The organism is Paenibacillus alvei DSM 29 (assembly GCF_000293805.1).
Classification (GTDB): Bacteria; Bacillota; Bacilli; order Paenibacillales; family Paenibacillaceae; genus Paenibacillus_B; species Paenibacillus_B alvei.
The window spans coordinates 51,983-67,018 of record NZ_AMBZ01000006.1 but is presented as its reverse complement, the minus strand read 5'-3'; the positions used below and the strand labels follow the sequence as shown (position 1 = coordinate 67,018).

The window sequence follows — 15,036 nt, the reverse complement described above, 5'->3', positions numbered from 1 at the left end:
GATTGAGCATTCAACAACGGTTAGTTGGCAGTTATTTAGCTGTAATCCTAGCAACCGTATGCATATTAGAAGTCATTTTGATCACTTCAGTCAACTATTACTATCACTATAATGTTGAGCGGGCGCTGATGAATCAAGCTGAAATCTCGGCCTCATTCTTCCAACAATATTTCTCAGAAGAAGAAGTGAATGAGCAAGCGGAAAGGCTCGTTAGAGCATTTTCGCAGCATACTTCCGGACAGGTTCAGATCTTGGATGCCGCCGGACATATGATACAAGATTCATTTGGCGCTAGGTCAGGCATTTCGTTCATCAAATACGCTGACGTACAGCAGGCCTCTGGAGGTGCAGCAGGCACATGGCGCGGCGTTGATGGCGACACCAATGAGAATATAGTTGCCGTTTCTTATCCGCTCCAATCAAAAGGCAAAACAGTAGGCATCGTTCGCTTTATCAGTTCTCTCACGGGAACAATTGAAGCCATTCGTTATGTCTCCGGTCTAATTATTGTAGCGGGCGTGCTCGTTGTCCTCATTGTTGCGATGTTAAGTCTGTTCATATCGCGAACGATAACCAACTCCATAAAAGAACTGACAAAAGCCGCTGAACAGATGGCGGATGGGAACTTTTCTATACGAGCCAAAAAATATTATCGAGATGAGCTAGGAACGCTTGCGGACACGATGAATGCAATGGCGTCCAGAATCAGCCGCAACGATCAGCATAAAAATGAATTTATCTCCTCGGTCTCGCATGAGATTCGTACCCCGCTGACTAATATTAAGGGGTGGACAGTAACATTGAAGGCAGATGCAGCACGTGATGAGTCATTGGTGACGGAAGGACTGGATATTATTGAATCAGAAACAGATCGGCTAGCTCAATTAGTAGACGAATTATTAGACTTCTCCAAGCTGGATAATGGCAGGTTCGAATTGGTACGAAGCTCTATGCATGTTCCCGAACTGATCCAGCAGATTGGCATATTGATGGCTCCAAGGGCTGCGCGTTTAGGAATACGTCTTGATATTTATGCTGACTCCGATATTCCTAAGATCACAGCCGATGAGAATCGCTTGAGACAGGTGTTCATTAACCTGTTGGACAACTCGCTTAAATTTACGGATGCAGGCGGTACTATTGTTGTTCATGCCGAAGTTTGTCATAGAGAAGTTATGATTCATATTCAAGATACCGGCTGCGGTATAGCGGAAGAGGAGCTCAAGTTGGTGCTCCAGAAATTTTACAAAGGAAAGAACAGTCCAACTGGAAGCGGGCTCGGACTGTCTATCTGTCAAGAGATTATACGCCTCCATCATGGCAGGATGGAGATTGATAGTGAGCCAGGTGCTGGCACGACAGTTCGTATTTATTTGCCCATAAATGAGCAAGTCATTGATCGAGAAGAGGAAAAATGATTATGAATTTTAACGATTTCATAACCCTTTCATCCAATTGAAAATATACACTAATACATGGAGTACGATCAGGCAAGGAAGGTGGATATGGATAAATGAGAAGACAGAAGATGCGGCAAATATGGATATTGGGGTTGCTCATGTGGACAGTTGGTTGTGGAGTTCCAGCTGCACCTATCGACCTCATTCAGCCACCACTTCCCGCAAGTCATAGCCATGAAGCTGTTGTTCGGCGGGCACTGCCTGACGGCTCCCGATTATTAATCCCAAAGCATGGGGGAGGGAACACCGGTATATCGTATGGAGATGTCGATGGGGATGGCCACGATGAAGCTGTTATCGTGTATGAAGAGAATGTACGTAATGAGAAGACGCGCAAGGCGGCCTTGCTCAGATACGAAAATAAGCAATGGAACATCGTGTGGGATACGAAGGGCTACGGATACGGACTTGATTACGCTAGCTTGACTGATGTCAACAAGGACGGCTTGCCCGAGATTGTATTAGGCTGGACAATGGGCGGCGACGAAAATGGTCTTGATGTATATACATGGCAGGACCAGGCGTTGAAGTTATGGGACAAAAAAACATACAGTGGCCAGATTGATTTCGATGTAAATGCCGATGAGAAAGCAAGAAATCACATAAGAAATAGGGAATGAAAGAGAAAGGGGCAACAATGAAAATCAATAAAAAATGGATAATCATTTCGCTGGCATTTCTTCTCGTAGTGACAGCGACGGTGGGATATCTATGCCGCAAGCAGATTGCCCTCATGACCTTCGATATGTTTTTATCGAAGCAGGTGGAGAAGAAGCTGGAGGAAGCGTATAAGCCATTAACAATTAAAAATCCATTGGTGCAAGATGAGCCATTCTCGGTTCTGCTCCTTGGAATTGATCAGCGGGACAAGGAAATAGGCCGATCAGATTCAATGATTTATTCTGTCGTGAGGCGCAAGGAGAATCGGATTCTGTTATTGTCCATTCCACGTGACAGCTATACCGAAATTGTAGGAAAGAACAAACAAGACAAGATCGCCCATGCGTATGCGTTCGGCGGAGCCAAAATGAGCGTTGACAGTGTAGAGCATCTGCTGCAGCATCCCGTGACCCATTATGCAGCCATCAACTTCACAGGATTTAAGAATGTTATGGATGCGCTAGGTGGGATTGAGTTACCGATAACAAAAGATATTGTCAATAAAAACTGGAATCATGACAAATTCAGAATTGAAGCGAACAAGCCCATTTACAACGGTCTCGAAGCTCTTAACTATGTAAGATATCGCGAGGATTCCGATATGGATCGCATGATGCGCAATCGAAGTTTTTTTACAGGCCATAGCGGAACGTGCGGTTCAGTTGGATAAATTCAGCCATATTCCTGAACTGCTTGGCATTGCGGGCGAGCACTTTACAACAGACATTTCTCCATCCGATATGATTGATCTGGCCAAATCCATCTTCATGAAGGACACTCTCCCTCAATTCACAACCTATGCTTTAGATGGAGAGGGGATGATGAAGCACGATATTTGGTATTACAACCTGGACGAAGGGGATCTGGCATATGCGCGCGAGCTTATCGCGAATTGGCTCGATCCTGCGGTAACAGCTGAGAAGCTGATGGAGCCCCGAACCAAAAAGTAATTGAACTCACCCCCGTGCAAGAACGGAGGCATAGCTGATGGAACCGACAATGAAAAAAGGCCGCCCAGACTTCCTGTTGTTATTTACCGTCGTGCTGCTTGCATGTTTTGGCATGGCGATGATATTCAGCGCAAGCTCCGCATTGGGCAGCGTGAAGCATGATAATCCCTGGTATTATACATCCAAGCAAATCAAGTTTGCCTGCATTGGACTCGTCGGTATGTTCGTCATGATGAATATTCCCATTCGCGTGTGGAAGAAAACAGCGCCTTATTTGCTGCTTGTTTCTATTGTTCTTCTGCTTGTCGTTGTGGCGGCAGGCAGCAGCATGAATGGAGCGAGAAGATGGATTGTTGTAGCTGGATTTCAGTTTCAACCGGTTGAATTCACGAAGCTGGCACTCATCATGTACATATCATCTCTAATTAGCAATAAGGGAGAGCGTATCCAAAGCTTTAAGAAGGGGCTGCTGCCCATTCTTATCGTAGTGAGCTTCATCTCATTGCTTATTATGAAGCAGCCCGACTTCGGATCTGTTCTCATGCTATTCTTTATTTGTCTAACTGTTATTATCATTGGCGGCGTTAATTTACGTCAGTTAGGCTTATTATGTATTGGAATTTCGCCTGTAATGATCTATTTGGCAGTAAGCCAAAGCTACCGCTTTAAGCGCATCGCGTCTTTTATGAATCCTTATGAGGATCAGCAAGGCTCAGGCTATCAACTGATCCAATCCATTTATGCTCTTGCTCATGGTGGAATGACAGGAACCGGATTCGGACACGGTATTCAGAAGCTATTTTATCTTCCAGAAGCGCATACTGATTTCATTTTTGCGGTCATCGGAGAAGAGTTCGGCTTTATCGGCGCATGTATGGTGGTACTCGGCTTTTTCATCTTGGTTGTAAAAGGCTTCATGACAGCGCTGCGAAGCGATGATCCCTTTGCCATTATGCTTGGAACCGGAATTGTCAGCATGATCTTTATTCAGGTTATGCTTAATTTAGGGGCAGTCACCGGACTTCTTCCAATAACCGGTGTTCCGCTTCCCTTCATTAGCTACGGGGGATCTTCCTTACTTTTATGTATGGCAAGCACAGGCATTATCCTCAGCATTTCTCGTGATAACTATCGAAGACGGCAGCAACAGGGCTACGGTCGGAAAGGAAATCAAAAGGAACAGAGCTATGATCATATTTTTGCGCAAACTTAGTAAGATCGATAAGTTTACTCTAGTTATTGTAGGATGTCTTATTGCGATTGGTACAATTGCGGTATATGAGGCAACATTTCAAACGAAGCTGCATGGCATACATGTGAATAATATCGTGCTGTTTGGCGTATTTTGCATTCCAATGCTCTTGCTTGCAACCATTGACTACAATCTATTAGTTGGGAAGCTATCATATGTCATATATGGGTTAGGGATCCTGCTGCTTCTGCTCGTGATGTTCAAGGGTGAAAATATTAACGGTGCAGTTCGGTGGCTGAGCATTGGAAGCTTTCAGCTCCAACCGTCTGAAATGATGAAGATCGCAACGGTACTGCTAGCAGCGCATCTTTTGCAAAAGCGGGGAGGGGAGCAGCTCCGCTTGCTGTACGATATCGTGCCGTTTGCTCTGGTGTTCCTTCTGCCCACCGTTATTATTATGAAGCAGCCGGATTTAGGCACTGCGCTCGTATTTATTGCTGTTATGCTAAGCATGCTGTGGATGGGGAACGTTAAGGCTCTTTACATGGTCATTTGCCTGTCCGTGATCGCAATTGCAGTAGGAACGATTTGCTGGCTTTATTTTGCGGATTATGAGTTGCTCGCGAAGCTCGTCAAGCCCCATCAGATGTCAAGAATTCAGACCTTCCTTGATCCGACGAGCGATCCTGATAAATCTTGGCATGTGTAAAAATGCAATGAGCGCCATTGGGACTGGGGGCTTAAGCGGGAGCGACGGGTTTTATATGGATAGAGGCTTCATTCCATATGCATATTCGGATTCCATCTATGTTGTCATCGGTGAAAAATATGGATTTCTAGGTTCATCTGTTCTGCTGCTGCTGTATTTTATGCTGATCTATCGTATCTTCCTCATTGCCAATACAAGCATGAATCTAGCGGGAGGTTATCTTGTAATTGGCTTAGTGGGCATGATCGTATTCCAAGTGTTCGTCAATATCGGCATGCATATCGGACTTGTCCCGCTAACAGGCTTATCTTTGCCATTTATCAGTTATGGAGGCAGCTCCATGCTAACGAATATGCTGACAATTGGCTTAGTGATGAGTGTGCACATTCATAAGGATACCGTCCCTCTCCAAATGTCTGGATAAGAAGCAGGTTTCAAACTTCGAAGGATTCTTTATGAGTGTTTAAGTGTTCATAAGTCAAGTTGCCCCCGCATTTGGGTATATAGTACGATAACAAGGAATCTAAGTGATGGGATATTGTAGCACATATTGAAAAGGATGGGGGCACATCTACATGCTAACGCCACTGAAGGATAAGACGGTTGTTGTGACCGGAGGAAGCAAAGGAATCGGCAAAGGAATTGCAAGAACCTTCGCTGCAAAGGGGGCGAACGTCGCAGTTGTTGCACGCAGCCTGACAAAAGCGATGGAAACCGTAACGGAAATCCAAGAAAATGGAGGCATTGCTCATGCTTTCGAAGGCAATGTCTCCGATTTGGAGTCGATGAAGTGTGTTGCGAACGAAACGGCAAGTACTTTCGGGGGGATTGACGTGCTTTGCGCCAATGCCGGTATTTTTCCGAATGCGTCGATTGAGGAGATGACCGGAGAGCAGTGGGATCAGGTGATGGACACAAATGCACGCGGGACGCTGTTTTCTCTTCAAGCTTGCTTGCCTTTTTTGAAGAAAGCGGAGTACGGCCGGATCATTGTTACCTCTTCCATTACGGGGCCGACCACCGGTTATGCCGGATGGTCGCATTACGGTGCGAGTAAAGCCGCTCAGCTTGGATTCATGCGCAGCGCGGCGCTTGAGCTTGCGCGTTACCATATTACAATTAACGCCGTCATGCCCGGTAACATCATGACGGAAGGCTTGGAAGGCCTTGGGGAACATTATCTGAATGCGATGACGGCGTCCGTTCCGCTCAAGCGGCTCGGAAGCATCGAAGATATCGCTTACGCCGCTCTTTTTTTGGCTTCGAAGGAGGCCGGCTACATTACGGGTCAAACCATCATCGTTGATGGCGGTCAGCTTCTTCCAGAGTGTCTGGAAGCGATGGGGCAGAACTGATATAATTGATAGAATTGGCAAGAACATACATGAAAAAAAGACGCCTCCATTCCCACAAATTCAGTGGTTTCGGAGGCGTCTTTGCACGTCTATAGGAACCGAACTATCATTAATTCTCTAAATATCGATAGAGGGTCGACTTACTAATACCCGTTTCATTTTTAATGTCAGCCAAAGTATATTGCTTGCTCTCGTACATGGTAATGGCTCGTTTTACATTTTCATCAGGCTTGCGCGGACGTCCGGTAACTGCTCCATTGCGCTTCGCCTCATACATGCCCTGTCTTGTCTTCTCACTAATTACGTCACTCTGGAATTCCAGTAAATGCGCAACCATCAATCTGAAATTGGCACATGATTCCTTTCGTGTATCGATTTCTTCCTGCAATGAGCAGAAACACGACTGCTTTTCATCGAATAATTCGAGCATTTCCATGAGATGTCGCGTTGAATCTGCCAAGCTGTACAGCTTCGACACCATCACGGTATCACCAGGTTGTAGTTGATGTGCCATATCATATAATGCGACTCTTCTCTTGGCAGAGGAGTGCTCTTCCTGAACGATTCGATCACATTTGTCCTCCAGCAGCTTCAACTGTTCCTCACAGCTATCATCTTCAAAATAAGGCCTTATGTATCCGATTATCACCTGATTCGCTCCTTTATCACAGCTACTCTCATCATATCATATCTCAATTTTGAAATAAAAAGTCCCAAAATGGTTCCATTTAGAGGCTTGTCGTGATACACTGTTGCTATTGTTTTATAAGTTGTTTCTAGATTTGTAGTGAACATAAGTAAGAGGTGTGAAATTGTGGGGGAAAAATAAAACAACAATGGTTTTCTAATGTAAGAGCTGATTTGCTGTCAGGAATCGTGGTCGCTCTAGCACTCATTCCGGAAGCTATCGCATTTTCGATTATCGCAGGTGTAGATCCGATGGTGGGCCTATATGCTTCCTTTTGCATTGCCGTCATCATTTCCTTTGCCGGTGGAAGACCAGGCATGATTTCAGCAGCCACAGGAGCGATGGCGTTGGTAATGGCGCCTTTAGTAAGGGAGTATGGCTTGCAGTATATGCTTGCTGCAACCATTCTAACTGGAGTTATTCAATTTATTCTCGGTATTTGTAAAATTAATAGACTTATGAAATTTATCCCGAGAGCGGTCATGATCGGGTTTGTAAATGCACTCGCCATACTTATTTTTATGGCACAGGTGCCGCACTTCTGGGGAATTTCAACGATGACCTATGTATTCGTCGGTATCACATTACTGCTTGTATACATGCTGCCTAGATGGATTAAATCCGTGCCGGCTCCCTTAATTGCAATTGTACTACTGACAGCCGTATCTATTTTCGGCCATGTTGAGCTCGGGACTGTTGGGGATCTGGGAAATATTCAGCAATCCTTGCCGTCCTTCCTTATTCCCGATGTGCCTTTTACGCTCGACACAGTGATGATCATTTTACCATACTCCTTTGCTATGGCCTTGGTCGGGTTATTGGAATCACTTCTAACCTCCACGATCATTGATGAAATGACGGATACGGGAAGCGACAAGGCAAGAGAAGCAAGAGGGCAAGGAATTGCCAATATGATAAATGGGTTCTTTGGAGGTATGGCAGGATGTGCCATGATCGGGCAATCGGTCATCAACGTCAAATCAGGAGGCCGCAGCCGATTGTCTACATTCGTTGCGGGCACATTTTTAATGTTCTTGATTCTCGTGCTCGGCGAGTTGGTCGTTCAAATTCCGATGCCGGTGCTAGTCGGCATTATGATTATGGTATCGATAGGCACGTTCGATTGGTCATCTTTTACGTATATGCGCAGGGCTCCTATAACTGATGCTGTTGTTATGGTGGCTACCGTCATCATCGTTGTAGCTACGCATGATTTATCCAAAGGTGTCATTGCAGGCGTATTGCTGAGTGCCGTGTTCTTTGTTGCGAAAATCTCTAAAATTAAGGTTGTTCAAGAGAACGATGGGCAGCCTACAAGAATTCAGGTTACAGGCCAACTATTCTTTGCTTCTACAACAAGCTTCGTGAAGGCGATTGATTTCAATTGCCAATCCAATCATATCGAGATTGATTTCACTTATGCACATATTTGGGATGACTCAGCCGTTCATGCAATCGATAAGGTGCTTAACAAGTTTCGTGAAAATAAGAAGCAAGTAATGCTGACGGGCTTGAACTCGTCTAGTCTGCATATGCTGCGGACATTATCTGGAGAGGCGCCTCTTCATGAGACATTCCAGCAAACAGCATAGAATCAACATGAAATTTAAAAGATAAGTATTCAGATAACTTGAGCGCTAACTAATGGAATGAAAGCTTGCCGATGCTGATTTGACTATTTCCAAATATAGCTTGTAAAATGATGGGTAGCTGGAAAATTGATGTTGTAATCGATTCGAATGGCAAAGGGAGAATGTGTGATGTCGTATATGGGTTGGAGCCGTGTAATTAAGATCATTAATAAATTAGGGAAAGGAGCGTGATAAAAAAATAGGAGGATTGTTTTATGAAATACAGAAAAGCGACAGGAAATGATCATGAGCTTATTTTGAATTTGTGGGATAGATCCGTAACCGCTACCCATCATTTTTTGAAACTCGAGGATAAGCTGGAAATTCGCGAAGAAATCCCTTTGTATTTTCCTCATCTTGATGTGCGTCTTTGGTTTGTTGAAGGCTCTTTCGTCGGATTTTCGGGTACTCATCAGAACCATTTGGAGATGTTGTTTTTAGATCCCGACAAGAGCGGAAGAGGGTACGGAACACAAATCATTCAATTGCTTATCAAGGAGTTTGGGGTAAATTCAGTTGATGTCAATAAAGATAATGAGCGTGCAAAAATGTTTTATTTGAAAAATGGTTTTTCGATCGTAAACGAGTCGCCAACGGATAGTAGCGGACGTCCTTATCCGATATTGCATTTGAAACTGCAGCAAAATCGCATTTCAAGGTAATCATTGGCATAATAGTACACATTACACATTTCATTTAGTGATAGGAAATAAGTTTTATAAAAGGATGAGTCATGAGAGGGTCATTTCCCTTGCTTAAAGACTCATCCTTGTTTGTTTTTAGTTAGAAAATATGCTTGGTTCTAGCATGCTGCACCTTAATTCAAGGAGGATATAAATGATAATAGATGATAAAGAATTCAACATGAATGGTCTTTGTTATACGATTCGATCTGCGGTAAACAGCGATGCGATAGCGTTATCTGCAGCAAGAGTGCAAATTGATGGGGAGACCGAAAATATGGATCGCGAACAAGGTGAGGCTTTCATCGATGCCAGCGGATTTGAACAAATCATCAAATCGGACTCCGAGAGCTCAAGAAATTTGTTTCTCGTTGCTGTAGTGCAAAATCGTATCGTCGGTTTTTCGAGATGCGCGGGAACTTATTTGAAGCGATTCTCACACAAAGTCGAATTCGGAGTATGTGTATTGAAAGAGTATTGGGGATACGGCATTGGCAAAAACCTGATGCAGCAGTCGATTGCATGGGCAGAAGCCAACGGGATTAAGAAAATTACGTTGAATGTACTGGAAACGAATGAAGTTGCGATTCACCTTTATAAAAAGCTCGGTTTTGAGGTAGAAGGAATTTTAAAAAAGGACAAGCTCTTGTCAGACGGCCATTATTATAACACGATCGTAATGGCACGATTTACAGCCGAAATACAGCCAAGCTAGCTATATCTGCTGCAATTGTATCGAATGAACCCTCTGTCAGAAAAGTATAAATAAGTACCAATACGATGAGGAGGAATGGAGATGCAAATAGCTGATCTGCGTTCGCTGAAACCAGAACGAGGATGGCTGTATGGCCTGATTTTTTACTTGTGATTAGCTTAGCACCAACCCAAGCTTTAGCTTGGAGCAGCATTGCTGGGGAACCATTATCAGCAACCGTCAGGGGTGATGCGAAGGAGATAACTTGCAATACGACATCCTGTCTATCCAAGGCATTGAAGAGGATTACTCCAGGGAGCTCAATCGTGCTTGCGCCGGGAATATATAAGGGCAGCTTTTCCTCAGACATTAACGGAGCATTTGGCCAGCCTATTGTAATTCGCAGTGCTGACCCTAGCCATCCTGCTGTACTATCCGGAAATTCAACCTCATCGGGTTATGCCATGCGGGTACGAGGCGATTATTGGGAGATACGCGATCTTAAATTCACGAATGCACAGAAGGGGATCATCCTGGATCATTCCAATTATTCGCTCATCACTGATGTAGAAGTGTACAATACGGGCATGGAAGGCGTCCATTTTCGAGACGGCAGCTCGTTCAGTACGATTCAGAATTCAAGCATTCATCATACCGGCAGAACTGCACCAGGATATGGGGAAGGGGTATACGTAGGTTCTGCCGACGGCGCAGGCTATAATCAAGCCACCCATCACAATACGATTCGAAATGTTGTGTTTGGCCCGCAAGTGACCGCTGAACATGTTGATATTAAGGAAAGAACGTTAGGAACAATAGTAGAAAACTGTATTTTTAACGGCGAAGGGATCAGCGGAGCCAACTATGCAGATAGCTTCATGGATGTGAAAGGCAATGATGCGATTATACGCAATAATGTGGGATATCAGGAGGGCAATCACACGATCATAGATGCATTCCAGCTTCATGAGGTTGTCACGGGATGGGGCAGCAACAATATCTTTATCAATAATAAAGTACATATGGACAATTCGGAAGCCTATGTCATTGCTGCCTACAATAATGCCAATGCCAAAGCTGCCAATACGATAAGAACGCCGTCTGGGAATATGTATAAAGGAAATATTACTGCATATGTAACCGATGTTCAATTGAAGTGAGAAGGAGAACGTTTACAGATAAATCTTCATGTGGTAAGGTGAATGTAAATATATGTAATGTATGCGATTGCATATAAACAGCAGGAGTAATAACGATCGGATAAGTTAACAGCCCCTTAGATGCTGCTCCAAATTCCGATCTGCACAGCATGGAAGCGGAAACCTGTGTACGATGAAGCAAATAAGGGGGAAAGCAGAAATGGAGCAAGATCTTTTACAGGGTAAAGTGGCTATCATCACGGGAGGATCGTCCGGGATGGGGAAGGATATGGCCTTCTATTTTGCACGTCTTGGAGCCTCGGTCATGATTTGTGGCAGAAGTATGGAACGTTTGCGTCCAGTCGTTGAAGAAATCACATCGCTTGGAGGCAAGGCACAGGCCTATGAGTGTGATGTACGCAATCCCGAAATGGTGCAATCCATGGTGAATGAAACGGTGCAGACATGGGGCGGCATCGACATTCTCGTAAATAATGCGGCAGGCAATTTCGTGTGCAGGGCCGAAGATTTGTCCGTGAATGGTTGGAACGCGGTGGAGAATATCGTGCTCAACGGAACATGGTACTGCAGCCAGGCAGTTGGAAAACAAATGATTGCAGCTGGTAAAGGAGGCGCGATGCTTAATATTGTTGCCAGCTATGCATGGACAGGAGGCCCAGGCGTCGTGCATTCTGCTTCGGCGAAGGCTGGAATTATTGCAATGTCGCGCACGCTTGCTTCGGAATGGGGGAAATACGGAATACGCATCAACTGTCTTGCACCCGGTCCAATTGAAGGAACAGGTGGAATAGAGAAGCTGATGGCCAATGAGCAAATGAAGGAAGCCGTAATTGATAACGTCGCACTAAAGCGATTAGGAACGAAGGAAGAAATCTCATCTGTCGCCGCATTCCTGGTGTCCCGATATGCTTCATACATAACGGGCGACGTGATAACCGTGGACGGCGGAAGCTGGCTGGATAAAGGCTTTCTTCACCAATGGGAACGTACTGGAGCAATGTAAGACATCATACCCTGCTGATCATGGAAATTAAAAACTGTTGGACGTATACAAAAGCGACTTCTTTATGGGGAAGTCGCTTTTTATTATGCCTGTCAGGAAGTGATCGATAGGGATGAATCAATATTGTGTGTATGTTAGAACACGATTTTTATTTGCATCTGATTTTCTATAAAATAAAGAATATAGAATGAAGAATGAGATTTAGCTCAAAGCGAAAGCAATGGAGGAGACATCGATGAGCAATCCGATATACGAACTCATTGAAACGGACGAGGCATTGCCCTTCGACGTTTCATTGCACAGCGTGAATTATGTGCCCAATCACTGGCACAACAGCATTGAAATCATATTCGTGCTGCAAGGCAACCTGGAGGTGACTTTGCACGATCAACAATATTCTTTATCGGAAGGCGATGTATTGGTGATCAATCAATGTCATGTACATGAAGTCATCGGGCTTGGCGTGAACATCATTGCCACGTTCCTTATTCCGCTAAAATATATAAAGGAGAATATAAACGGGATAGAAGGCATCAATTTCGCGTGTTATTCGCATAGCGCAAGCAAGGAACAGAAGTCCGCTCTGGATCGTCTTCGCCAATGCCTGGCGGAAATGGTTCAGTTGAAATATAAGAAGGGCGAGGGGTACCAGCTTGATATGCAAATATGCATGCTTGGCGTATTCTCCATTCTAATCAAGCAGTTCAAACGTCCTGTCTTGGAAGGGAAAATAAATGAGAAGTATATGGAACGCATGCTGCGGATCATTACGTTCATTGACGAGCATTACCAAGAGCCGATAACACTTCAGGCGATTGCAGAGAGAGAATATTTGTCAGTACCCTATCTTTCCAGATTTTTCGGCGATAATATCGGCGTGAACTTTCAGTCTTACTTAACCAGCATACGCTTGAAAAACGCGGTCGAGGAGCTGCTCCGCAATGATGATGCGCCAATAGCGGATATCGCCATGATGCACGGCTTTCCAAATGCGAAGTCCTTTTATGCCGCCTTCAAACAGAAATATCGTATGACTCCGAGCGATTATCGCAAACAATATCGGCCGCATACGGGAAATAAAGAGAAGCCTCTTTCATCAAACTATTTATCATTTAATCAATCAAATGCCCTTGGGATTATTAATCAATATTTGCGGCGCACTCCGTCCATTGGTACAGCAGAAATACGCAAGGTAGAGCATGAGACCTACGAGGTGGATGCATCCGCTCTGGGTCGTCCTGTCCAGCATACATGGAAAAACCTGATTACGATCGGAAAAGCCAAAGAAGGACTTCATGCGGATGTACAGGAGCATTTGCGTCACATTCAACGCGTATGTCCTTTTCGACATTTGCGTTTTCACGGCATATTCGACGACGAAATGATGGTTTACGACGAGGATGATGCGGGCAGGGTTCACTATAATTTCAGATTTGTCGACCAGCTTTTCGACTTTTTACTATCCATTGGTTTGAAGCCGTTTGTAGAGCTTGGATTTATGCCATCTCTTTTGGCGGCCAACCCGAGCAAAACGGTATTTTATAAAAAGAGCTGTGTTAGCCCTCCGAAGTCGAACGCTATATGGTGCGAGCTCGTCGAACGATTCCTGCGCCATTGCATGAATCGTTACGGGTTCGAAGAGGTGGCAAGCTGGAAGTTTGAATTTTGGAACGAGCCTGAGTTGCTGGCATTCTGGCCGGGAACCATAACCGAGTATTTAGAATTGTACATGCGTACTTACCGGACGCTGAAGGGCATATCTTCTCAGCTGCAAATAGGCGCCCCCGGCCGCATTATTACTTTTCGCTCGAACGAGCTGAACGATGTCTTTTTTGCATACTGCAGGGAACATGACTGCTTGCCTGATTTTATTCCGCTACATTTTTATCCGCATGACAATCTGGAGGATATTCGCAGCAAGGAGCAGTTGGATCAACGGTGTCCATTGCAGACTTATCGCAAGCTGCTGGAGGAATTCAGGGGGATATCGTCCAATCCGGATTACCTGCGGGACATGCTATCTCGGGAAAAGCGATTGCTGGCCGAGCAAGGGCTAACCGACAAAAAACTGTACATTACGGAATGGAATTCTACTGCCTATCATCGGGAATTAACCAATGACACCCTATATAAGGCCGCCTATATTGTCAAAAATGTTATTGATAATTTGGACAGCATTAACGGTTTCGGCTATTGGGTACTGAGCGACAACATCGAGGAGACAGCGGCCTCGCCGCACATATTCCATGGGGGACTCGGTCTGATCGCTCAATTCGGCATTCCGAAGGCGGGCCTCATTGCATACGAGCTGCTATCGAAGCTGGGGGAACGTCTCATTGCACGCGGAAATGGGTATGCCGTAACAGCAGGGCGGGGCGGGTATCAAGTCCTTACCTTCAATTATTGCCATTTCGATGACCTATACGCGCTGGGAGATACATCCTTCATCGATATGACGAACCGATACAATGGCTTCAAAGATGAGAAAACGATCAAACTTAGCATTGTTATGAAAGGAATACCGAGCGGGAAATACCGAATGACGACCTATGCGCTCGATCGGAACAATGGAAGCAGCTACGACCGTTGGGTAGGGATGGGGGCGCCCGAATCGCTCACATCCGATGATATCGAATATCTGAAGGCCGGCTCTCGACCGCGGTTGGAGGTGCGGCAAATAGATATCGACGGCGGCTCGATAAACCATATCTCCGTATTGGAGCCTCATGGCGTAGAATTTATGGAACTTCGTTCGATTTACTGATGTTAGTGTTCATTTTTAACCTGCGCGGCATATCTCATGACAGCGTTACCAAAAAAGACATTAAAAATAGCTATAAAAGTCTGCAAA

16 protein-coding genes are annotated in these 15,036 nt (G+C 44.9%); 14 read left to right on the top strand and 2 right to left on the bottom strand.

The genetic code is table 11. From position 1 onward, the window contains the following. Positions 1–2: 2 nt before the first annotated feature. The 8 genes from PAV_RS19525 to fabG all read left to right on the top strand — a co-directional run bounded on the left by PAV_RS19525 (position 3) and on the right by fabG (position 6,326). Positions 3–1,418: a sensor histidine kinase gene (locus tag PAV_RS19525; protein WP_005549176.1), complete on the top strand. Its 1,416-nt coding sequence runs from the start codon at positions 3–5 to the stop codon at positions 1,416–1,418. Positions 1,419–1,513: 95 nt separating this feature from the next. Beyond that, positions 1,514–2,080 (top strand): hypothetical protein, encoded by a 567-nt coding sequence (locus PAV_RS19520; RefSeq protein WP_005549175.1) that lies wholly within the window; start codon positions 1,514–1,516, stop codon positions 2,078–2,080. Positions 2,081–2,097: 17 nt separating this feature from the next. After that, on the top strand, positions 2,098–2,790 hold the full coding sequence (locus PAV_RS19515; RefSeq protein ID WP_338010912.1) for an LCP family glycopolymer transferase: 693 nt from the start codon (positions 2,098–2,100) through the stop codon (positions 2,788–2,790). Next, positions 2,783–3,070: an LCP family protein gene (locus PAV_RS37355; protein ID WP_005549172.1), complete on the top strand. Its 288-nt coding sequence runs from the start codon at positions 2,783–2,785 to the stop codon at positions 3,068–3,070. Before PAV_RS19515 ends, PAV_RS37355 begins: the two co-directional genes overlap by 8 nt. A 37-nt stretch (positions 3,071–3,107) precedes the next feature. Next, positions 3,108–4,283, top strand: a complete 1,176-nt coding sequence (ftsW, locus tag PAV_RS19510; protein WP_005549171.1) for a putative lipid II flippase FtsW — start codon at positions 3,108–3,110, stop codon at positions 4,281–4,283. Then, positions 4,258–4,971, top strand: a complete 714-nt coding sequence (locus tag PAV_RS37350; RefSeq protein ID WP_005549170.1) for an FtsW/RodA/SpoVE family cell cycle protein — start codon at positions 4,258–4,260, stop codon at positions 4,969–4,971. The genes ftsW and PAV_RS37350 overlap by 26 nt, the downstream gene beginning before the upstream one ends. Positions 4,972–4,978: 7 nt before the next feature. Beyond that, entirely contained in the window at positions 4,979–5,395 is a 417-nt protein-coding gene (locus tag PAV_RS37345; RefSeq protein WP_005549169.1) for an FtsW/RodA/SpoVE family cell cycle protein, read from the top strand. A gap of 151 nt (positions 5,396–5,546) precedes the next feature. Continuing rightward, a complete protein-coding gene (fabG, locus tag PAV_RS19500) occupies positions 5,547–6,326 on the top strand; it encodes a 3-oxoacyl-ACP reductase FabG (protein ID WP_005549168.1) in 780 nt (259 codons plus the stop codon). A gap of 109 nt (positions 6,327–6,435) precedes the next feature. Here the strand turns inward: fabG and PAV_RS19495 are convergent, their stop codons facing one another. Beyond that, positions 6,436–6,975 carry a recombinase family protein gene (locus tag PAV_RS19495; protein ID WP_005549167.1) on the bottom strand — a complete coding sequence of 180 codons (540 nt, stop codon included), beginning with the start codon at positions 6,973–6,975 and terminating at the stop codon, positions 6,436–6,438. Positions 6,976–7,187: 212 nt separating this feature from the next. Between PAV_RS19495 and PAV_RS19490 the strand changes: the two genes are divergently transcribed. The 3 genes from PAV_RS19490 (at position 7,188) to PAV_RS19480 (ending at position 10,043) form a co-directional block, all read left to right on the top strand. Further along, complete coding sequence (locus PAV_RS19490) at positions 7,188–8,606, top strand: SulP family inorganic anion transporter (RefSeq protein ID WP_005549165.1); 1,419 nt, start codon at positions 7,188–7,190, stop codon at positions 8,604–8,606. Between the two features lie 254 nt (positions 8,607–8,860). Next, positions 8,861–9,307 carry a GNAT family N-acetyltransferase gene (locus tag PAV_RS19485; protein ID WP_005549163.1) on the top strand — a complete coding sequence of 149 codons (447 nt, stop codon included), beginning with the start codon at positions 8,861–8,863 and terminating at the stop codon, positions 9,305–9,307. A 175-nt stretch (positions 9,308–9,482) separates the two neighbouring features. Further along, positions 9,483–10,043 (top strand): GNAT family N-acetyltransferase, encoded by a 561-nt coding sequence (locus PAV_RS19480; RefSeq protein WP_005549160.1) that lies wholly within the window; start codon positions 9,483–9,485, stop codon positions 10,041–10,043. On the opposite strand, the gene PAV_RS36375 is transcribed toward PAV_RS19480, so the two are convergent. Beyond that, the gene (locus tag PAV_RS36375) at positions 10,018–10,293 is read right to left on the bottom strand and encodes a hypothetical protein (protein ID WP_238555869.1); all 276 of its coding nucleotides are present in this window, start codon (positions 10,291–10,293) and stop codon (positions 10,018–10,020) included. The genes PAV_RS19480 and PAV_RS36375 overlap by 26 nt on opposite strands. A 55-nt stretch (positions 10,294–10,348) precedes the next feature. Between PAV_RS36375 and PAV_RS19470 the strand changes: the two genes are divergently transcribed. The 3 genes from PAV_RS19470 to PAV_RS19460 all read left to right on the top strand — a co-directional run bounded on the left by PAV_RS19470 (position 10,349) and on the right by PAV_RS19460 (position 14,949). After that, positions 10,349–11,182: a right-handed parallel beta-helix repeat-containing protein gene (locus PAV_RS19470; protein WP_005549159.1), complete on the top strand. Its 834-nt coding sequence runs from the start codon at positions 10,349–10,351 to the stop codon at positions 11,180–11,182. A 199-nt stretch (positions 11,183–11,381) separates the two neighbouring features. Continuing rightward, positions 11,382–12,185: a 2,4-dienoyl-CoA reductase gene (gene fadH / locus PAV_RS19465; RefSeq protein ID WP_005549157.1), complete on the top strand. Its 804-nt coding sequence runs from the start codon at positions 11,382–11,384 to the stop codon at positions 12,183–12,185. 235 nt (positions 12,186–12,420) lie between these two features. Then, positions 12,421–14,949 (top strand): GH39 family glycosyl hydrolase, encoded by a 2,529-nt coding sequence (locus PAV_RS19460; protein WP_005549156.1) that lies wholly within the window; start codon positions 12,421–12,423, stop codon positions 14,947–14,949. Positions 14,950–15,036: the final 87 nt, after the last annotated feature.